Origin of the sequence: Streptomyces sp. NPDC006309 (genome assembly GCF_040613095.1) — a bacterium.
Lineage (GTDB): Bacteria > Actinomycetota > Actinomycetes > Streptomycetales > Streptomycetaceae > Streptomyces.
Window position 1 is genome coordinate 1 of the sequence record NZ_JBEXRO010000041.1, and the last position, 18,346, is coordinate 18,346.

Annotated in this window: 20 protein-coding genes; 8 read left to right on the top strand and 12 right to left on the bottom strand. The window is 73.3% G+C overall.

Translation table 11 applies throughout. The features are described from left to right. Both ABZ117_RS32575 and ABZ117_RS32580 read right to left on the bottom strand, forming a co-directional pair. Window positions 1–586: maltotransferase domain-containing protein (locus ABZ117_RS32575; RefSeq protein WP_356826100.1), on the bottom strand; the 586-nt coding region annotated here is incomplete at its 3' end. Between the two features lie 108 nt (window positions 587–694). Beyond that, on the bottom strand, window positions 695–994 hold the full coding sequence (locus ABZ117_RS32580) for a DUF5133 domain-containing protein (RefSeq protein WP_356826102.1): 300 nt from the start codon (window positions 992–994) through the stop codon (window positions 695–697). 303 nt (window positions 995–1,297) lie between these two features. Between ABZ117_RS32580 and ABZ117_RS32585 the strand changes: the two genes are divergently transcribed. Both ABZ117_RS32585 and glgX read left to right on the top strand, forming a co-directional pair. Continuing rightward, window positions 1,298–1,804 (top strand): pep a2, encoded by a 507-nt coding sequence (locus tag ABZ117_RS32585; protein WP_356826104.1) that lies wholly within the window; start codon window positions 1,298–1,300, stop codon window positions 1,802–1,804. After that, a complete protein-coding gene (gene glgX / locus ABZ117_RS32590) occupies window positions 1,801–3,945 on the top strand; it encodes a glycogen debranching protein GlgX (protein WP_356826106.1) in 2,145 nt (714 codons plus the stop codon). Before ABZ117_RS32585 ends, glgX begins: the two co-directional genes overlap by 4 nt. A gap of 15 nt (window positions 3,946–3,960) precedes the next feature. Here glgX and ABZ117_RS32595 read toward each other — a convergent pair whose 3' ends face one another. Beyond that, entirely contained in the window at window positions 3,961–4,767 is an 807-nt protein-coding gene (locus ABZ117_RS32595) for a VOC family protein (RefSeq protein ID WP_356826108.1), read from the bottom strand. 128 nt (window positions 4,768–4,895) lie between these two features. Between ABZ117_RS32595 and ABZ117_RS32600 the strand changes: the two genes are divergently transcribed. Then, complete coding sequence (locus tag ABZ117_RS32600; RefSeq protein ID WP_356826110.1) at window positions 4,896–5,231, top strand: ANTAR domain-containing protein; 336 nt, start codon at window positions 4,896–4,898, stop codon at window positions 5,229–5,231. A 14-nt stretch (window positions 5,232–5,245) separates the two neighbouring features. Here ABZ117_RS32600 and ABZ117_RS32605 read toward each other — a convergent pair whose 3' ends face one another. Beyond that, complete coding sequence (locus ABZ117_RS32605; protein WP_356826112.1) at window positions 5,246–6,043, bottom strand: RNA polymerase sigma factor SigF; 798 nt, start codon at window positions 6,041–6,043, stop codon at window positions 5,246–5,248. A 433-nt stretch (window positions 6,044–6,476) separates the two neighbouring features. On the opposite strand from ABZ117_RS32605, the gene ABZ117_RS32610 reads away from it, so the two are divergent. After that, entirely contained in the window at window positions 6,477–7,001 is a 525-nt protein-coding gene (locus tag ABZ117_RS32610) for a hypothetical protein (protein WP_356826114.1), read from the top strand. 25 nt (window positions 7,002–7,026) lie between these two features. On the opposite strand, the gene hemC is transcribed toward ABZ117_RS32610, so the two are convergent. From hemC to ABZ117_RS32640, 6 genes are all read right to left on the bottom strand, one after another. Then, on the bottom strand, window positions 7,027–7,962 hold the full coding sequence (hemC, locus tag ABZ117_RS32615) for a hydroxymethylbilane synthase (RefSeq protein ID WP_356826116.1): 936 nt from the start codon (window positions 7,960–7,962) through the stop codon (window positions 7,027–7,029). Window positions 7,963–7,997: 35 nt separating this feature from the next. Then, complete coding sequence (locus tag ABZ117_RS32620) at window positions 7,998–8,774, bottom strand: NPP1 family protein (protein WP_356826118.1); 777 nt, start codon at window positions 8,772–8,774, stop codon at window positions 7,998–8,000. Window positions 8,775–8,883: 109 nt separating this feature from the next. Beyond that, window positions 8,884–9,864, bottom strand: a complete 981-nt coding sequence (locus ABZ117_RS32625) for an ATP-dependent DNA ligase (protein ID WP_356826171.1) — start codon at window positions 9,862–9,864, stop codon at window positions 8,884–8,886. A gap of 286 nt (window positions 9,865–10,150) precedes the next feature. After that, window positions 10,151–10,987 (bottom strand): YhjD/YihY/BrkB family envelope integrity protein, encoded by an 837-nt coding sequence (locus ABZ117_RS32630; protein WP_356826120.1) that lies wholly within the window; start codon window positions 10,985–10,987, stop codon window positions 10,151–10,153. Window positions 10,988–11,294: 307 nt separating this feature from the next. Next, window positions 11,295–12,809 carry a glycerol kinase GlpK gene (gene glpK, locus ABZ117_RS32635; RefSeq protein ID WP_356826122.1) on the bottom strand — a complete coding sequence of 505 codons (1,515 nt, stop codon included), beginning with the start codon at window positions 12,807–12,809 and terminating at the stop codon, window positions 11,295–11,297. 44 nt (window positions 12,810–12,853) lie between these two features. Further along, a complete protein-coding gene (locus ABZ117_RS32640; RefSeq protein ID WP_356826124.1) occupies window positions 12,854–13,621 on the bottom strand; it encodes an IclR family transcriptional regulator in 768 nt (255 codons plus the stop codon). 180 nt (window positions 13,622–13,801) lie between these two features. Here ABZ117_RS32640 and ABZ117_RS32645 point away from each other — a divergent pair, with 180 nt between their 5' ends. Next, window positions 13,802–14,227: an ATP-binding protein gene (locus tag ABZ117_RS32645; RefSeq protein ID WP_356826126.1), complete on the top strand. Its 426-nt coding sequence runs from the start codon at window positions 13,802–13,804 to the stop codon at window positions 14,225–14,227. A gap of 310 nt (window positions 14,228–14,537) precedes the next feature. On the opposite strand, the gene ABZ117_RS32650 is transcribed toward ABZ117_RS32645, so the two are convergent. Beyond that, window positions 14,538–15,062, bottom strand: coding sequence for a SpoIIE family protein phosphatase (locus ABZ117_RS32650; protein ID WP_356826129.1), 525 nt, complete (start codon window positions 15,060–15,062; stop codon window positions 14,538–14,540). A 153-nt stretch (window positions 15,063–15,215) separates the two neighbouring features. Here ABZ117_RS32650 and ABZ117_RS32655 point away from each other — a divergent pair, with 153 nt between their 5' ends. The 3 genes from ABZ117_RS32655 to ABZ117_RS32665 all read left to right on the top strand — a co-directional run bounded on the left by ABZ117_RS32655 (window position 15,216) and on the right by ABZ117_RS32665 (window position 17,700). Further along, entirely contained in the window at window positions 15,216–15,620 is a 405-nt protein-coding gene (locus ABZ117_RS32655) for a hypothetical protein (protein ID WP_356826131.1), read from the top strand. Further along, window positions 15,617–16,087 carry a peroxiredoxin gene (locus ABZ117_RS32660; RefSeq protein ID WP_356826133.1) on the top strand — a complete coding sequence of 157 codons (471 nt, stop codon included), beginning with the start codon at window positions 15,617–15,619 and terminating at the stop codon, window positions 16,085–16,087. The genes ABZ117_RS32655 and ABZ117_RS32660 overlap by 4 nt, the downstream gene beginning before the upstream one ends. Window positions 16,088–16,446: 359 nt before the next feature. After that, a complete protein-coding gene (locus tag ABZ117_RS32665; protein ID WP_356826135.1) occupies window positions 16,447–17,700 on the top strand; it encodes an MFS transporter in 1,254 nt (417 codons plus the stop codon). A gap of 24 nt (window positions 17,701–17,724) precedes the next feature. Here the strand turns inward: ABZ117_RS32665 and ABZ117_RS32670 are convergent, their stop codons facing one another. Then, the gene (locus ABZ117_RS32670; RefSeq protein ID WP_356826137.1) at window positions 17,725–18,336 is read right to left on the bottom strand and encodes a DNA polymerase ligase N-terminal domain-containing protein; all 612 of its coding nucleotides are present in this window, start codon (window positions 18,334–18,336) and stop codon (window positions 17,725–17,727) included. Window positions 18,337–18,346 lie beyond the last annotated feature (10 nt).

Sequence of the window (18,346 nt, forward strand, 5' to 3'; positions counted from 1 at the left end):
CCCGCTCCACCAGCAACGGCATCGCCTCCGAGGCCGTGACCAGCTCCCGCAGCGGATACCGGCCCAGCAACGCCTCCACCTCCGGCGACAGCGCCTGCTTCAGACGGTGGTGGACGGAACGGGAGTCGTCGCCGAGGGCGCGCGCGGCGGCCAGCACCAGATCCCGCTCGGGGCCCTTGGGCACTCCGGCCGCCGCCCGCTCGTACAGCTCGGCGCCCTGCTCCAGCACCAGGCCGGTGTCGATGCCGGCGGGCACCTTGACGGACGCGATGTGCCGCCAGGTCGCCAGCGGATGGCTCCAGGCCTCCACGCGGAAGGTCCAGCGTCCCGTCGCGTCGGGGGTGATGTCGGCGCCCCAGCGGTCGCTGCCCGGGGCGAGTTCCCGCATCGGTGTCCACGGGCCCTTGCGGCCCTTCGGATCGCGCAGGACGACGTTGGCGCCGACGGCGTCGTGCCCCTCGCGGAACACGGTGGCCGTCACCTGGAAGGTCTCCCCGGTCACCGCTTTCGCCGGGCGCCTGCCGCAGTCCACGGCCGGCCGGACGTCACGTACCGGTACACGGCCGATGGCCGGGGTCCTGCGCATGTATCTCACCTCCGCCGTGCGCGAAGCCGGGCACCCGGCCCGGCTCCGCGATCCGAAGTCGGGCCGGCGCGTGCCGGTCCCGAGGGGAACGCCTTGTACGGTGCCAGGTCAGGGGCTTGGCGCCGTGGAACGCCGCTCCGGTGGCGTCGCTCTTCTGGCCGCCCGGCGCGGCTGCGGCCGACCGCCCTGCTCGCGCAGGTAGGTGACCAGGTTGGTGCGCAGATAGCGTTCGGCGGCGTCCGCGGCCTCGCGGGCACAGCGTTTGCCCATCAGAACGCACAGCGTGTACCCCGAGTCCTCGAAGGTGGCCCGGACCGTGCGGTCGTACGGCGAGGCGAGCATCACGCGCTCCCACGCCCGGTACCGCCGCAACTGCCGGGCCACTTCGGCCTTGGCCGGTAGCAGCATGGCCCTGTTCACCTTCCACGCTCTCGACTGGGCGCGTTCCCGACGGTCGGGTGGTGTCCGCACACGGGGAGGTACGGCACCGTTACGGCGATCGAGGCTTTCACTCATGGTGCACGCACCACGACCCAGCGTCTTGTTGGTCCTTCAACCATTTCGGGTGCCCGGTGCTCGTGTTGCACGAATGGCGTAGCAGCCTCACGGTGGAGATGACTCAGAAGCGATGAACGCTCACGCTTCGTGTCCGGGATCCCTCCCGGACGGGGTAAAGGGAGCGAGAGCTTCGCCGGTGAGGAGCAAGCGACGATGAAGACCGCAGTGCCCTGCTACTACCACCTCGACGTGGAAGTCAGCCCGGAACGGGTGGGACAGGTCAGCCGCATCCTGGCCGCCCACCTCCGTCACTGGGACCTCGACAACATCGTGGACCCCGTCTGCCGCGGCGCGGAGATGCTGCTGCGGGCGATCGACGCGCACGCCACGGACAAGCACACCTCCATCGAGATGTGGTGGAACGGCCAGCATCTCATCACGGCGTTCGGCGGCGACGACCCCGATCTGCGCCCCGACCAGGACCTGCGGGCCTGCCTGGCCGACATCGCCGCCATGAGCGACGGCTGGGGCTGCTGCGCCTCGGACACCGGAGCGAAGATCATCTGGTTCTCGCAGCGGGCCCGCGCCGGCCAGCGCGTCCCGCTGGTGCCCACCGCCCCCGCGCCCACCCTGCGCACCGGCCTGAACGTGCCGCGCACCCAGCGCGTGCCCGCGCTCGCCGCGTCCGCCGGCGACCACGTTCTGGAGGGCAGCCGGTGACCGCCCGCAAGGTCCGCGAAGGGGTGCCCGTCTGGAGCGGGCACCCCTACCCGCTGGGTGCCTCGTTCGACGGACAGGGCACCAACTTCGCCCTCTTCAGCGAGGTCGCCGAGCGTGTCGAGCTGATCCTCTTCGACGACGACGGCCGCGCGACCGCCGTCCCGCTGTACGAGGTCGACGGCTTCGTCTGGCACGCCTACCTGCCCGGCGTCGCCCCCGGCCGGCGCTACGGCTTCCGGGTGCACGGCCCCTGGCAGCCGGCGTTCGGCAACCGGTGCAACCCGGCGAAGCTGCTGCTCGACCCGTACGCCCGCGCCGTCGACGGCCAGATCGACAACCACCCCTCTCTCTACGAGCGCGCCCCGGACGGCCCCGACCCGTCCGACAGCGCCGGCCACTCCATGCTGGGCGTGGTCACGGACCCGTTCTTCGACTGGGGCGACGACCGCCCGCCCAGGACGCCGTACGCGGACTCGGTCATCTACGAGGCCCACGTCCGCGGCCTCACCCGCACCCACCCCGACGTCCCCGACCGGCTGCGCGGCACCTACGCCGGTCTCGCGCACCCTGCCGTGACCGAGCACCTGACCTCGCTCGGCGTCACCGCGGTGGAGCTGATGCCGGTGCACCAGTTCGTGCAGGACGGCGTCCTCCAGGACCGCGGCCTGGTCAACTACTGGGGCTACAACACCATCGGCTTCTTCGCCCCGCACAACGCCTACGCCGCCTTCGGCAGCCGCGGCCAGCAGGTCAACGAGTTCAAGGCCATGGTGAAGGCACTGCACGCGGCCGGCCTCGAAGTCATCCTCGACGTGGTCTACAACCACACCGCCGAGGGCAACGAGATGGGGCCCACGCTGTCCTTCCGGGGCATCGACAACGCCTCCTACTACCGCCTGGTCGACGGTGACTGGGCGCATTACTACGACACCACCGGGACCGGAAACAGCCTGCTGATGCGGCATCCCTACGTGCTCCAGCTGATCATGGACTCGCTGCGGTACTGGGTCACCGAGATGCACGTCGACGGCTTCCGCTTCGACCTCGCGGCCACGCTGGCCCGCCAGTTCCACGAGGTGGACCGGCTCTCGGCGTTCTTCGACCTGATCCAGCAGGATCCGGTGATCAGCCGCGTCAAGCTCATCGCCGAACCCTGGGACGTCGGCGAGGGCGGCTACCAGGTCGGCAACTTCCCGCCGCTGTGGTCGGAGTGGAACGGCAAGTACCGCGACGCCGTACGGGACTTCTGGCGGGCCGAGCCCGGCGCGCTCGGCGAGTTCGCCTCCCGGCTCACCGGCTCCTCCGACCTCTACCAGCACAGCCGGCGCCGGCCCCGCGCGAGCGTCAACTTCGTCACCGCGCACGACGGGTTCACCCTGCGCGACCTCGTGTCGTACAACGACAAGCACAACGAGGACAACGGCGAGGACAACCGCGACGGCGAGAGCCACAACCGGTCCTGGAACTGCGGGGTGGAAGGCGACACCGACGACCCCGCCGTCCTGGAACTCCGCGCCCGCCAGCAGCGCAACCTGCTGGCCACCCTGCTGCTCTCGCAGGGCATCCCGATGCTCTGCCACGGCGACGAACTCGGCCGCACCCAGCGCGGCAACAACAACGCCTACTGCCAGGACAACGAGATCTCCTGGGTGGACTGGGACCTCACCGACGAGCAGCGCGGCCTCGCCGACTTCACCCGGCACCTGATCGCCCTGCGCGCCGGGCACCCGGTGCTGCGCCGCCGCCGCTTCTTCCGCGGCGACACCGTGACCAACGCCGAGCAGCCGCTGCCCGACCTGATGTGGCTGCGGCCCGACGCCCGTGAGATGACCGACCGGGACTGGCAGCGCGACGACGCGCACTCGGTCGGCGTGTTCCTCAACGGCGACGCCATCGCCGAACGCGACGCCTACGGGCGCCGCATGACCGACGACTCCTTCCTGCTGCTCGTCAACGGCTACTGGGAGCCGGTCCACTTCCGGCTGCCCGACGCCTCCTACGGCGAGCGCTGGACCACCCTGGTCGACACCGCCGACCCCGAGGGCGTCCCCGACGAACGCGAACGCAAGGCCGGCACGAAGCTCCGCGTGGAGTCCCGCAGCCTGGTCCTGCTGTCCCGCCCCTCGCGCGCCGGCGGCTGACGCGGCCGGCGGCGTTCAGTGGCCGCGCCGCGACGTCACGGTGAACTGCGCGCCGTCCGCGTCGCGCAGGATCGCCTCGGTCTCGTCCTCGCGCAGCACACTGCCACCGTGCTTCTCCGCCGCGCGGGCACAGCCGGCCACGTCGGTCACCGCGAAGTTGATCTGCCAGTGGGGCCGCACCGAGGGGTCCGGGGCGGCCCCCACCGCACCCGAGTCGATGCGCGCCACCACGTCACCCCGGCTGCGCAGCACCACCTCACCGCCCTCGTACTCGACCTCGCAGCAGCCCGGCAGCCCGGACGCCCAGTCCAGGATCTCGCCGTAGAAGATCGCGGCGTCGAAGGCGTCCCGGGTGTGCAGCCGCACGAAGGCCGGCGCGGCCTGCCGCCACGTCTCCCAGTTGGAGACCAGTTCGCCCTGCCAGATGCCGAAGGTGGCCCCGTCCCGGTCGGCGAGCAGCGCCGCCCGGCCGGGCGGGAAGGACAGCGGCCCGACCGCCACCGTACCGCCGCGCTCCCGGGCCCGGGACGCGGCCACGTCCGCGTCCGGCACCGCGAAGTACGGCGTCCAGGCGACCGCCATCTGCCACATGGACGCCACGGCGGCGATCCCGGCCACCGGCACGCCGTCCGCCAGGGCGATCCGGAAGTGCTCGCCGAGGTCGGCGCCGCGCCAGCGCCAGCCCAGCACGGCCGTGTAGAAGTCCTGGGTGGCCTGGACATCGCGGCTGGTCAGGCTCACCCAGCACGGAGCGCCGAAGACGGAGTCCGTGGAGACGACGTCTCTCCTGCGCGGTACGCCGGCGGGGGTCTCGTGGTTCATGGCAGTCGCGTCCTGCTCTCGGGGCCGGGCGGCCACCGGTCTGGCACCAGTGTCCGACCGGGAAGGGGTGGAGTGCATGCCGAGTACCCCGGGTGGCAGGGGTACAGGCCTCTGCGCAGGATGGAGGCATGGAGGAGAGCGAGCCGGACCGCGTCGCCGCGCTTCAGGCGGAGGTCGACCAGCTGAAGGAGGCGATGGTCTCGCATGCCGTCGTCGACCAGGCGATCGGAATGGTGGTCGCCCTCGGCCGGGTCACGCCGGACCAGGGCTGGCAGGTGCTGAAGGACGTCTCCCAGCACACCAACATCAAGCTGCGCAACATCGCGGAGATGATCCTCGTCTGGGGCCGCCGCGGTGACCTCCCCCCGCACGTCCGCGCCGAGCTGGAGGACGCCCTGGACCGGTACGGCCCCGCACAGATCCCGGGCGCTGAGACACCGATCCCGGGAGCGGAGGGGGCGTAACCGGCGGCGCGCGGTCAGCGGGCGCGGGTCTCCGCGAGGAGTTCCTCGCGCAGCCGGTCGAAGCAGCCGCTGAGCAGCCGCGAGACGTGCATCTGCGAGATCCCGAGCTGCTGGGCGATCCGGCTCTGCGTCATGCCGCCGAAGAACCGCAGGTAGAGGATGGTGCGCTCACGCTCGGGCAGGGCCGCGAGGCACGGCTTGACCGCTGCGCGGTCCACGACGAGATCGTATCCCGGGTCGGGCGCGCCCAGGGAGTCGCCGAGGGCGTACCCGTCGGTGCCGGCGACCTCGGCGTCCAGGGACAGCGCGGAGAAGCACTCCAGTGCCTCCATGCCCGTAAGCACTTCGTCCTCGGTCAGCCGCGTGTGCGCGGCGATCTCGGCGACGGTCGGCGCCCGGCCGGACGTGGTCTGCGCCAGCTCCTTGATCGCCGAGCGGACCCGGTTGCGCAGGTCCTGCACCCGGCGCGGCACGTGCAGGGTCCACATGTGGTCACGGAAGTGCCGCTTGATCTCGCCGGTGATGGTGGGGACGGCGTACGCCTCGAAGGCGCGGCCACGCGCGGGATCGTAGTGGTCGACGGCCTTGACCAGGCCCAGCGCGGCCACCTGGTAGAGGTCCTCCAGGGCCTCCCCGCGGCCGCGGAAGCGCACGGCGATCCGCTCGGCCATCGGCAGCCACAGACGGACCAGTTCGTCCCTGAGCGCCTGACGCTCGGGGCCGTCGGGCAGCCCCGCCAGCCGCTCGAAGGAGCTGCCCGTGTCCGGGGCGTCGTCATGGGGGTGGGGCTTCGTGCTGCCAGTGACACGCATGGCGCGCACCTCTTTCGGCAGGTGCTGGATGGACAGACACCGTGGGAGGTGCGCTCGGACCAGGGAGGGACGCCGGGGCGTGCGGCCGGGCCGGCTCCCACGGACGTGCCTCCTGTCCGAAGCACTGATGTCCGTTTTCCCGTTCTCGCGCATCTCAAATCAAATGTATACATACCGGTCAATTCACCAGAATATCGTCGACTGCCCCCGCAGGCTCACCGGGCTCCGGCGCGGGCCGCCGATCCCGCCGCCGGACGTGATGTGCGGCACGCGCGCGTACCCGGCGGTGGGGGGCCGCGGACGGATTCTTCCTGGGCAGCGCTTGATCAGCGATCAACGCCGGTGAATCCCCTGGCCACAGCGCATTCTGCTCATTTGACAGTGCGCTGAGCGCACAGATAGACAGCAGCTCTCGAGGGTCGAGAGGGGCACCGTGTACGAGCCGAACGTGGTCGGGGACTGGCAGGAGTACGAGGAGCATGCCGGTCTGCGGGTCCGCGTCCACCGCCTGGAGCCGTCCGAGCCGCCGCGCGGACGCGACGACGCCGCCGCCGGGCTGACGTACTTCAGCGTCCGGGTGACCGTCGAGAACCGCGGCACACGGCACTACGGCATCCATCTGGAGGACGGTCAGATCGACGTCCGTGTCGGCCCGGACGGCGAGGGCGCCTTCATCGACTGGCGCAACTCGCAGTTCATCGAGGGCTTCGACGTCTACCCGCTGCGCCGGGCCACCGCCGTGCTCTACGCCGCCGCACCCGAGCCCGCCCTCACGCACGTGGACGTACAGGTGCAGCTGCGGGTGGAGGACGAGTGGGGCGACCGCCGGCTGTGGGCGGGCGGGATCGGTGTCGTGGAGGGGACCACGGCGGCCACGCCCGCCGGTGCCGGACCGTGCGGTCTGGCCCACCAGGTCAGCGCCTTCCTGAAGGACCAGGCGGAGCCGGGCACCGCCTGAGACGGGCCGCCCGGCCCGGCCGGGCTCAGTGCGGGATGCCGTCGATGATCTCCCGCGCGCCCTGCCGGAGCAGCGCCACCGCGACCGAGGTGCCGAGCGTGGCCGGATCGAGCCGGCCGGCCCACTCGTGGGCGTTCAGCCGGGTCTTGCCGTCCGGGGTGAACACGCAGGCCCGCAGGGAGAGTTCCCCGCCGTGGTCCATACGCGCGTATCCGGCGATCGGGCTGTTGCAGTGACCCTGGAGCACATGCAGGAACATCCGCTCGGCCGTCGCCTCCCGATGGGTGGCCGGGTCGCCGAGCCCGCTGACCGCGTCGATCAGCTCGGTGTCGTCCTGCCGGCACTGGAGGGCGAGGATGCCCGCGCCGATCGGCGGCATCATCGTCTCCGGCGACAGCACCTCGCTGATCACGTCCGTCCGGCCGATGCGCTCCAGGCCGGACACCGCCAGCAGCAGCGCGTCCGCCTCGCCGGCGGCCAGTTTCTCGAGCCGGCGGTTGGCGTTGCCGCGGAACGGCACGCACTGAAGCCGCGGGTGGGTGGCGGCGAGCTGGGCGACCCGGCGCACCGAGGAGGTGCCGATCCGGGTGCCGGCCGGCAGCTCGTCCAGGGTCATACCGCCGGGGTGCACCAGCGCGTCCCGGATGTCGTCCCGCTTCAGGAACGCGGCGAACACCGTCCCGGCGGGCAGCGGCCGGTCGGCGGGCACGTCCTTGACGCAGTGCACCGCGAGATCCGCCTCTCCGGCCAGCAGGGCGGCGTCCACCTCCTTGGTGAACGCGCCCTTGCCCTCGACCTGGGACAGATCGCCCAGCCACTTGTCACCGGTCGTGCGCACCGGTACGACCTCGGTCCGCACCCCCGGGTACGGAGCGGCCAGCTCGGCGCGGACCCGCTCCACCTGGGCCAGGGCCATGGGGGAGTCGCGGGAGACGATACGGATGAGTTCCGGCACAGACATGGGGACACGATAGACCGCCGTGACGGCGGAGCGGTTCAGGCGCCGGGGTCGAACGGGATCCCGGACGGCTCCGCCGACGCGAGGTGGGAGGCGAAGGCCCCGTCCTTCAGGCCGAAGTGGGCGCTGCCGAAGTCGTAGGCGCTCAACTCGTCGCGCAGGCCCGCCGGATAGCCGTCCCAGCCGACCAGGGGCGGGTACTGCCACGTGTGCCGGTGGTTCTCCGGCGGTTCGTCGTTGGTGTTGGCGAGCCGGAAGCAGTGGGTGCCGATGCCGTCCTTGTGGTAGACGACCTTCGGGTGCGTGCCCTCGAAGCGGACCTCGGAGGCCGGGTGCACGGTGAACGAGCCGTGGTTGGACGTCGACACGTACTGGACCCGCCCGTCCCGCACCCACACCACGACGTGCTCCCAGTCGTTGCGGTGCCCGCCGATGCCGCTGCCGGGCAGCGCCTGGTCCTTCTCGAAGTACAGGCCGTAGAGGTACGCGCACCAGCCGTTGTTGCACGTGGAGCGGGAGTAGCTGTTGGTGTTGCCGAGGTCGGAGGCGTCGTGGCAGCTGCCGTTGAGGGCGCCGGTCGGCTTCAGCCCCGGGTTGACCGTGCCGTCGGGGCCTATCGCGGGCGTCGGGTAGCAGCCGTCCGTGTCGTAGTCGAAGGCGGGCTGGTACGTCAGTTCGGCGGCCCCGGCGTTCTGCGGCAGCGCCAGGGGCGGGGCGGCGAAGGCGGCGGCGGGGGAGGCGACGACCAGGGCGGCGGCGCCGGCCAGGACGGCGAACCATCTGCCGCGCCGGACGCGCGAGGTGATCGAGGACACGGACTTCCTCCAACATCTGTCGGGCACACGGGAGTTCAGCATCCCGGCCGCACGCCGCGCTGCCAAGAGGTCGCCGGTGCAGCGGAGATGACGTCCCGTCGGACGTCCGTCACCGGCCGAAGCCGTCCGGCAGGTCCGCCGCCGACTCCCGCGGGGTGAGGTCCGGGCGCAGCCGCAGCCAGGACGGCTGACGCAGCATCCCGTCGCGGGTCCGTGTGCTGTAGCTGACCTCGCCCACCAGCCGGGGCAGCACCCAGCGGGCGTGGGGGACGCGCGGCACCGGGTCGAAGGGACACCGCTCGCTGGCCGCGTCCCGCAGCAGCTCCGCGAGTTCCGCCCGTTCCGCCTCGCTCCAGCCGGTGCCGACCCCGCCGACGTACCGCAGCCGGCCGCCCGCGCGCTGGCCGGCCAGCACCGCTCCGGGCAGCCCGGCCAGCCGCCCCCTGCCCGGCAGCCAGCCGCCGACGATCACGTCCTCGGCGCGCATGTTCCGGATCTTGATCCAGGCACGGGAGCGGACCCCGGGTTCGTACACCGAGTCGAGCCGCTTGCACACCAGCCCCTCCAGACCGTGCTCCCGGGTGGCCCGCAGTGCCTCGGCGCCGTGCCCGGTCACCGCACCCGGCGTCGACCAGTGGGGCCCGGCCAGGCCCAGCTCCTCCAGCCGGGCCCGCCGCCGGACGTACGGCAGCCGCACCAGGGGCTCCGCCAGGTACGGCAGGTCGAACAGCACCAGGTGCACCGGCACCTGGGCGGCCCGGCGCGCCGCCCGCGCGGGGGCGTGCGCGAGGCCCATCCGGCTCTGCAGCAGCTGGAAGTCGGCCCGCCCCCGCTCGTCCAGGGCCAGTACCTCACCGTCCAGCACGGCGGGCGCGGCACCCAGGGCGGCGCCGAGCGGCCGGAGTTCGGGGTAGGCCGCGGTGATGTCCTCCCCGGAGCGGGCACGCAGCAGCACGCTGCCGTCGCCGGGCAGGTAGACCATCACCCGCTGGCCGTCCTGTTTGGTCTCGTACGCCCACCGCTCGTCCTGGGCGGCGGAGGGCAGGCCGCCGGGGGTGGCGAGCATCGGCGGGATGAGCGGCAGGGTCACGGCGGTCACGGCAGAAGGTCTCGACCGGCCCCGGCGCCCCCACGCGCCTTTCACCCCCGGTTCCCCTGAACGGGCCCCACCGCGGGGACCCGCCCGGGGCGGGTGCCCCGGGCCGACCGGCCGGGTTCTGTCTCCTTGGCCGGCGTGGTGCCCGGACGAGGCAGAACATGAGCTCGGAGTCCGTGGACCGTTCGATGTCGGGGTGGAGGCGGAGCCGGAGGCCGGTGCCAGGTCACGTCTGAGCCGGTGGGTGCGGCACGCCGGCCCGGTCGAGGTGTTCCCTATGTCAGCGCTGTGAGCGAGTGGCGCGACGCCTGGCGAGCTCATGTCCGACGACGGCACCGAGGTGGATGACCACGCCCACGGCCACCAGCCAGGAAAGGATGACCATGGCGACACCCACAGGGCCGTACTTCTGATTGTTGGCCACGATGGTTGCGGAGAAGTAGCGGGAGGAGAACCACCCGAGGCCGGTCCAGGCGGTACCAGTGGCCAAAGCCGCGGGCAGGAGGAAGCGCCATGCGACGGCTCCGGTGAGCAGCAGTCGCATGGTCCCCCACCAGAAGAACACCGCCAGGACGAATCCGGACAGGATGCTCAGCCGCGATCCGGGCACCGCGCCGATCCCGGCCCGGGCCGCGCTGTAGGCGACCAGCGCCGCCAGCCACGCGAGCTGCGCCGCGAGGTCCCGCCACCAGCGTGGTGGCACGCCGAAGAGGAACTGGTACCAGCCCTGCAAGGTGCCGGCCACGGCGACCGCCCCGGCGACCATCAGCGAAGCGCTCACCAACGTGAGGGTGACCGAACCGGAATCGGATGTGAACAGGCCGGCCACGGCCTGGGCCGCCTGCTCGTCCAGTCCGAGCCATCCCGCCATGACCTTCGCCGCGTCCTGGCCGAACGCACCGGTGACAAGGATCAGGAAGGGGAAGAAGCAAAGGAACGCGAGCGACGCCAGCTGGAACGAATGGCCGAAGAAGTCCGCCGCGCTGAGGCGTCCCCACAAACGTCCCACCGCGCTTGCGCCCAGGCGCCTGCCCGCCGCCTGCCACGTGTCGTCCAGCCGAGTGCGGTACAGGCCCGTGCGGCGGCCTTCACCGGGTGCTCTCCTGCGAATGCGCACATCAGTCAGTACACCGTGCCGAACGGCCGATTCGGCTGAGCGCCCACTGGGTGGAGATCGTGTCGCCGGCGGGCGACGCGGTGTGTCACCTGGTCGACGGCCTCTCGTTCGGTGCGGGCGTGGGCGTGCGTGTGGGTGTGGCAGGCACGACGGCGCACCCTCTCCGGCCCGACCACCCGGTGCACGTACTTCGGGGTCCGTCCGGCAGCCCGCGCAAACAACGGTGCGGCGCTCGTCGGTGGGGGGGCCGGGAGGGGGCCCGGCCCCGCGTGCCGGCCGGGGCCGAAACCCGGATCCGCCCCCGGGGTCAGGAGGAGTGCGGCGGTCTGACCCAGTCCAGGGACCGTTCGACGGCCCGCCGCCAGTTGTCGTACTCCCGCTCGCGGCGCCCGGGGTCCATGCCGGGCAGCCACTGGGCGGCGCGGTGCCAGTTGCGGCGCAGCACCTCCAGGTCGGACCAGTAGCCGGCGGCGAGCCCGGCCGCGTAGGCGGCTCCGAGGGACACCGTCTCGGCGACCATGGGCCGTACCACGGGCACGTCGAGCACGTCGGCGACGAACTGCATCAGCAGGTTGTCCGCGGTCATGCCCCCGTCCACCTTCAGCTCCCGCAGGGGGAGAGCGGAGTCGGCGTTCATGGCGTCGACGACCTCCCGTGTCTGCCATCCGGTGGCCTCCAGGACGGCGCGCGCCAGATGCCCCTTGGTGATGTACGAGGTGAGCCCGACGACGACCCCGCGCGCGTCGCTGCGCCAGCGGGGCGCGAAGAGGCCTGAGAAGGCGGGGACGATGTAGCAGCCGCCGTTGTCATCGACCGTGCGCGCGAGGGTCTCGATCTCCGCGGCGCTGCTGATCAGGCCCAGTCGGTCACGGAACCACTGCACGAGTGCGCCGGTGACGGCTATCGACCCCTCCAGGGCGTACGCCGGCGGCTGGGCCCCGATCCGGTAGGCGACGGTGGTGAGCAGTCCGTGCCGGGAGCGCACGGGGTCGCCGCCGGTGTTGAGCAGCAGGAAGCCGCCCGTTCCGTAGGTGCACTTGGCCTCGCCCGGGGAGAAGCACGTCTGGCCGAACAGGGCGGCCTGCTGGTCGCCGAGGGCGGCCGTGATGCGGATGCCCGGCAGCACCGAGCGGGCCTCGCCGTACGCCTCCACCGACGACCTGATCTCGGGCAGCATCGGGCGGGGCACCCCGAAGAAGTCCAGCAGTTCCTCGTCCCAGGCGAGGGTGCGGATGTTCATCAGCATCGTGCGGCTGGCATTGGTCACGTCCGTGAGGTGCAGCCCGCTGCCCGCGCCTCCGGTGAGGTTCCAGATCAGCCAGCTCTCCATCGTCCCGAACAGCACCTCGCCGTCCCGGGCGCGCTGCTCGACGCCCTTGACGTGGTCGAACAGCCAGCGGATCCGCAGCGCCGAGAAGTACGTCGAGGGCGGCACGCCGCAGCGGTCCAGGAAGAACGCCTCCCCGGGATGCTTCCTGAGGTCCTCGACGAGCGGCCCCGTGCGGGTGTCCTGCCAGACGATCGCCCGGCACAGCGGGGCACCGGTCCGCCGGTCCCAGAGCACCGTCGTCTCGCGCTGGTTGGCCACGCCGAGCGCCGCGACCTGGCCCGCCTCGACACCGGCGTCGGACAGAGCCTCGGGCACGACGCGGCGCAGGTTCTGCCATATCTCCACGGCGTCGTGCTCCACCCAGCCCGGCCGGGGGAAGTGCTGCTGGTGCTCCCGCTGCGCGACCGAGACCAGCCGCCCGCGGTGGTCGAACAGGATGCACCGGGTCGAGTTCGTGCCCTGATCGATGGACATCACGTACCGTTCAGCCATGATCGGGTCTGCCTTCCGACGGATCGAGGGGCGGCTGTCCTGGGCTACCAGCGGGCGGCTCCCAGGTCCCTGGAGATCGCCCGCGCGGCTTCGCGGATCAGGGTGACCAGGCCCGGGCGGGGGTGGCCCTGGCCGTCGCAGATCCGCTCGACCGGCCCGGAGAGCCCGACGGCGCCGACGACGAGCCCGCCGTGCCCCCGGATCGGCGCGGCGAGCCCGGCCTCGCCCATGCTCATCTCCTGGATCTCGGCGGCCCAGCCCGCCTCCCTGACCGCGGCCAGCGCCCGGGCCAGCTGTTCGGGGTCCACGAGGGTGTGCCGGGTGTAGGCCTCCAGTCCCGGTTCCCGGCACGGCTCGACGGCGGCGGCCCCGTAGGCCAGCAGCACCTTGCCGAGTGAGGAGGCGTGCAGGGGCAGCAGCGAGCCCACGTCGAGGGTCTGGAAGGTGTCGTCCGGCCGGAACACGTGGTGGACGACGAGGACCCTGCCCTCCAGGGGCGTCCCCAGGCGCACCGCCTCGCCGCTGCGGGCGGCCAGGGCGTCGGCCCAGTTGAGGGAGCGCGAGCGCAGCTCGTTGACGTCCAGGTAGCTGGTGCCCAGGTGCAGCAGGGCGGCTCCCAGCTGGTACTTCCCGGTCGCCGCGTCCTGCTCCACGAAGTCCACGTGCTGGAGTGTGCGCAGGATGCCGTGCGCGGTGCCCTTCGCCAGGCCGAGCGAGGCCGCCACCTCGCCGAGTCCGAGTCGGCGGGGCCCACCGGCGAGCAGGCGCAGGATCGCCGCCGCCCGTTCGATCGACTGGACTGGGCCGGCCATGAGGCGAGCCTATTACCGCCACGGGCGCTTCGCCGCGCGGGCGCCGGGACGCCGGGCAGCGGGGACGTTCGGTAATGCCGACCGCCGTTCATTGACGGGCCCGATTTGTCTCCATAGCGTGCTTTGGAGCACGGAACGCGCCGGACGGCGCCGGACCGGCAGCACACCACCGGAGGAAACATGGCGGCACAGCTCAACACGCTGCTTCGGGCGGCATGCGAACACGTGTGTCCGCTGCCGCCCGTCGCCGGCGCGGTCTCGGCCGTACGCCGGCGGGTGGCGGCGATCCTCGCCGAGTGGAGCGTCTGCCCGGACATCGTCGAGGACACGCTGCTCGTGGTGTCCGAGCTCGCCACCAACGCGGTCATCCACGCCCGGCCGCCGGCCGAACTGCGGCTGTCCTGGCTCTGGGGCGACGCCGGCCGCACCGTGCGGGTCGAGGTCACCGACGCGGGGCCCGCGCTGCCGGCGGGCTGCTCCCTCCCCGGGACCGACCCGGACGAGCACGGCCGGGGCGAGGCCATCGTCCACGCCCTGGCGACCCGGCACGGCATACGGGTCCACCGCGCCGGGATCACCCGCTGGGCCGAACTCGTCGTGGCCTGAGACCGCCGCCGCCCGTGAACGCGCCGGTACGGAGAGCGCCGCGGTCCGGGACGCCGCCACGATCCGGGCGGTACGGAGCCGGTCGCGGTCCGGGACGCCGCCACGATCCGGGCGGTTTACAGCCGGTCGCGGTCCGAGACGCCGCCACGAGTCGGGCGGTACGGAGCCGGTCGCGGTCCGAGATGCCGCCACTGCCTGGGCGGTACGGAGCCGGTCGCGGTCCGGGACGCCGCCACTGCCTGGGCGGTACGGAAACCGTCACGGCCCGAGATGCCCCTGCCATCCGGACAGTACGGAGACCGTCGCCGCCCTAGGTTCCGCCGCGATCCCGCAGTACGGAGACCGTCGCGGCCCGAAGATGCCACTGCCACCCGGACGGTACGGAGACGGTCGCCGCCCTGGGTTCCGCCGCGATCCGGGCGGTACAGAGCCGGTCGCGGCCCGAGATGCCGCCGCCGCTGTCCCGGCCGTACGGCGGCCGGTTGGTCCGCGGTTCGTCCGCGGTTCGTCCGCGGAGCAGGAGCACGGCCGCGGCGTCGTACAGCCGCCCGCCCACACGCGCGAGCAGTTCGTCGTGGAGCGCGCTGAGCGTGCGTGCCGGCTCCTCGGACATGTGCCGGGCCACGCCTTCGGCCGGTGGATGGAACGCGCGGGCGCGATCGCGCGCCTCGGTGACCCCGTAGGTGTGGAGCAGCAACTGGTCCCCCACCGCCAGGGGCGGCCGCTGGAGACCTGGGCGCCCGGTCCGAGAGGGCGCGCAGTCCGAGGGACGGAGCGGGCGGGGCCGGCTCCACCGCGCGGACCTCGCCGGGCGCGGATATAGCAGCGGGGGCACGTGGCCGCAGTCGACGACCTCCCGATCGATGCCCCGACCGCGCTTGCAGCAGGCGGAGGGCTCGCTGCACGGACGTGACGAGGGCGGGGCCGTCCTGAGCGTCCACGCCTACCGTCCAGTAATATCCGGCGGCAGGCCACCAGAGGAGAAACCGTGTCCCGGTCCGAACGCTCACCCCTGCTGCTCGCCGGCCTCCTGGCGGTGTCCGGGGTCGCCCACTTCGCCGCCCCACGGCGGTTCGACGCCACGATCCCCCGCCGGCTGCCGGGCTCGCCCCGGATGTGGACGTACGGCAGCGGCGCCGTCGAGCTGGCCCTGGCGGCCGGCATCGCGGCACCCAGGACGCGCGCCGCGGCGGCCAGGGCGGCAGCGGCCTTCTTCGTCGGCGTGTTCCCGGCCAACGTCCAGCTGGCCGTCGACTCGCGCGACCGGCCCGCCCCCCAGCGGACCGCCGCCCTCGCCCGGCTTCCGCTCCAGGCGCCCCTGGTGCTGTGGGCCCGCAAGGTGGCCCGCGGCGCGGCGGACGGGAACGGACACACCGGGCAGGGGCAGCGGTGAGCCAGCGTCCCCTGGCGGCCGGGGACAGGGCCGAGGACTTCGCCCTGCCCGACGAGACCGGGACCGTCCGCCGGCTCAGCGAGCTGCTGGCCGGCGGACCGGTCGTCCTCTTCTTCTATCCCGCCGCCCTCACCGCCGGCTGCACCGCCGAGGCCTGCCACTTCCGCGACCTCGCCGCCGAGTTCGCCGCGGCCGGCGCCCGTCCCGTCGGCATCAGCGGGGACGGCGTGGACAAGCAGCGGGAGTTCACCGGCCGGCACCGCCTCGGCATGCCGCTGCTCTCCGACACCGACGGCACGGTCCGTGAGCGGTTCGGCGTCCGGCGCGGCTTCTCGCCGGCCCCGACCAAGCGCGTCACCTTCGTCATCGACACGGACCGTACCGTCCTGGACGTCGTCCGCAGCGAACTGCGCATGAACACCCACGCCGACCGGGCCCTCGCGGCCCTGCGCGCCCGCAAGGGCTGAGACGGCTCCCACGCAGGGGCGCCGGGCACGGTGACCCGACGGCCGCCGTCCGGGCGCGGGTGCGCGGGGGCCGGTCGCGCGGTTCCCCGCGCCTCCTTCGGGACGTACGGCCCCGGGCCGGGCGGTAGCGCGCCGCTCCGGTGGACTGGTCGGCCGGGCGGCGACACCCGGTCCGGCGACAGGGCGTGCGCGGTGCCGTCGGACACCGCGCCGCGCGGTACGCACGGGAAGCCTCTTGGTGCGCGGGGCGGGAGGCCGTTGCGGCCGCGAACGTAAGCTCCCGGTAAGCCGGTTGGGGCCGCAGCCGTCGCTCGGGCACCGGTCCGCCGCCCCGGCCACCCCTCCGCCCGAGGGAGACCATGAAGACCGCCGCCGACGCACCGACGATGCCCGGCACGCCGTGGCGGACCGCGCCCTTTCGGCGGTTCGCCACGGCCCAGCTCGTCTCCGCCACCGGGACCGCGATGGCCCCGCTCGCCCTGGCCTACTCCGTCATCGAGCAGGGCGGCGGAGCGGGCTCCCTCGGGCTGGTGCTCGCCATGAACACCGTCCCGACCATCGTCTTCCTCCTCGCGGGCGGCCTCTTCGCGGACCGCCTGTCCCGCAGCCGCATCCTCTTCCTCGGCAATCTGCTCGCGGCGGGCGCCCAGGCCGCGCTGGCCGTCACCGTGGCCACCGGACAGGCGACGACGACGTCGATCGCCGCGTGCGGCTTCCTCTCCGGCACCGCGGCGTCCTTCACCGTCCCCGCCGCCCAGGGCGCCGTCGCCCAGATCGTGGCCCCGGAACACCTCCAGCGCGCCAACGCGCTGCTCCGGCTGCCGGGCAACGCGGTCAGGGTGCTGGGCCCGGTCGCCGGCGGTCTCGTCGTGGCGGCCACGGGCGCGGCCTGGGCCCTGGCCTGGGACGCGGTCACGTACGCCGTCGCGGCCTGCCTGCTCCTCGGTCTGCGCCTGGGCGCTCCCGCGACCCCCCGCGGCGGCGTCCTGGCCGACCTGCGCGCGGGCTGGTCCGGTTTCCGGTCGCGCACCTGGCTGTGGACCTACACGGCCGCCGGCACCGTCCTCGTCGCGGCCTGGCTCGCCGGTTTCCAGCTCCTCGGTCCCCTCGTCGCCGCCCGGGACTACGGCGGAGCCCGCGACTGGGGTCTCGTCCAGGCGGCCTTCGCCTGCGGGCTGCTGGCCGGCACCCTGGTCTGCCTGCGCTGGACACCGGCCCGGCAGCTCACTGTGGCGGTCGCGGCGAGCGGCGCCCTCGCCCTCCCGCTCGCCGCCATGGGCGCGGGCGCACCACTGGCCCTCGTCCTGCCGGCCGCCGCGCTCGCCGGAACCGGGCTCGACATCGCGATCGTCGCCTGGACCACCGCCTTCCAGCGCCATGTGCCACCGGGCGAGCAGGGGCGCATGAGCGCCTTCAACGGGGTCGGCGAGCGCCTCGCCGTCCCCCTGGGCTACCTCGTCACCGCCCTCGCCGCGCACGCCTGGGACACCAGGGGCGTGCTCCTTGCCTGCGCCGGCATGATCGCCGCGGCGGCCGTCCTCAACCTCTGCGTCCCCGACGTCCACCGCGTGGACCGGCGCACCGGGCACGACGGACCCACCGTCACCGGCTGACCGGGCCTGCCGGCAGCCCGGCCGTCACCGCTCGCCGTCGGCCGCCGCGACCTGGGCCGGCGTCCGTCCCGTGCGCGCCGCGCGGGCCCGCCGGGGATCCGGCATGCCGTGCGCGTCCGGGCGGGCCGGCCCCTCGCGGACCAGCAGCCACGCCTCCTGACCGTCCGTGCCGCTGCGGAAGCGGGTCAGGGCGTACTCGCCGTGCAGCTCGGCGCCGCGCGGCCGGAAGGTGGCGCGCCCGCGCTCCAGGGACCCCGCCGAGTCGACCGGGTGGCCCCGGCGGTCGTGGGTCAGCGGCTCGTACGTCCCCCGGTCCCATACGATCACCGTCCCGCCGCCGTACTCACCCTTCGGGATGACGCCCTCGAAGTCCTTGTACGCCAGCGGCTGGTCCTCCGTGGGCACCGCGAGCCGCTCGTCCCCGGGGTCGTCCGACGGGCCCTCGGGACCGGACCAGGACTTCAGGACGCCGCCGACCCGGAGCCTGCGGTCCAAGTGCATCCGGCGGGCGTCGTGGATCCGCATCACGGACCGGGGCCCGGCGTCGCCGGCGGGGGCCGGCCGGTCCGACGGCTCGCGGGTCCGCTCGAAGTCACGTCCGCCGCGGTACGTCCGCAGCCGGTCCTCCGCTGCCACCTGCGGCTCC

Coding starts and splice junctions, on each gene's coding strand:
- hemC (WP_356826116.1), bottom strand. CDS start 7,962: ATGTCTGTGCCGGAACTCATCCGTATCGTCTCCCGCGACTCCCCCATG.
- ABZ117_RS32595 (WP_356826108.1), bottom strand. CDS start 4,767: ATGAACCACGAGACCCCCGCCGGCGTACCGCGCAGGAGAGACGTCGTC.
- ABZ117_RS32580 (WP_356826102.1), bottom strand. CDS start 994: ATGCTGCTACCGGCCAAGGCCGAAGTGGCCCGGCAGTTGCGGCGGTAC.
- ABZ117_RS32600 (WP_356826110.1), top strand. CDS start 4,896: ATGGAGGAGAGCGAGCCGGACCGCGTCGCCGCGCTTCAGGCGGAGGTC.
- glpK (WP_356826122.1), bottom strand. CDS start 12,809: ATGGCTGAACGGTACGTGATGTCCATCGATCAGGGCACGAACTCGACC.
- ABZ117_RS32665 (WP_356826135.1), top strand. CDS start 16,447: ATGAAGACCGCCGCCGACGCACCGACGATGCCCGGCACGCCGTGGCGG.
- ABZ117_RS32645 (WP_356826126.1), top strand. CDS start 13,802: ATGGCGGCACAGCTCAACACGCTGCTTCGGGCGGCATGCGAACACGTG.
- ABZ117_RS32640 (WP_356826124.1), bottom strand. CDS start 13,621: ATGGCCGGCCCAGTCCAGTCGATCGAACGGGCGGCGGCGATCCTGCGC.
- ABZ117_RS32605 (WP_356826112.1), bottom strand. CDS start 6,043: ATGCGTGTCACTGGCAGCACGAAGCCCCACCCCCATGACGACGCCCCG.
- ABZ117_RS32585 (WP_356826104.1), top strand. CDS start 1,298: ATGAAGACCGCAGTGCCCTGCTACTACCACCTCGACGTGGAAGTCAGC.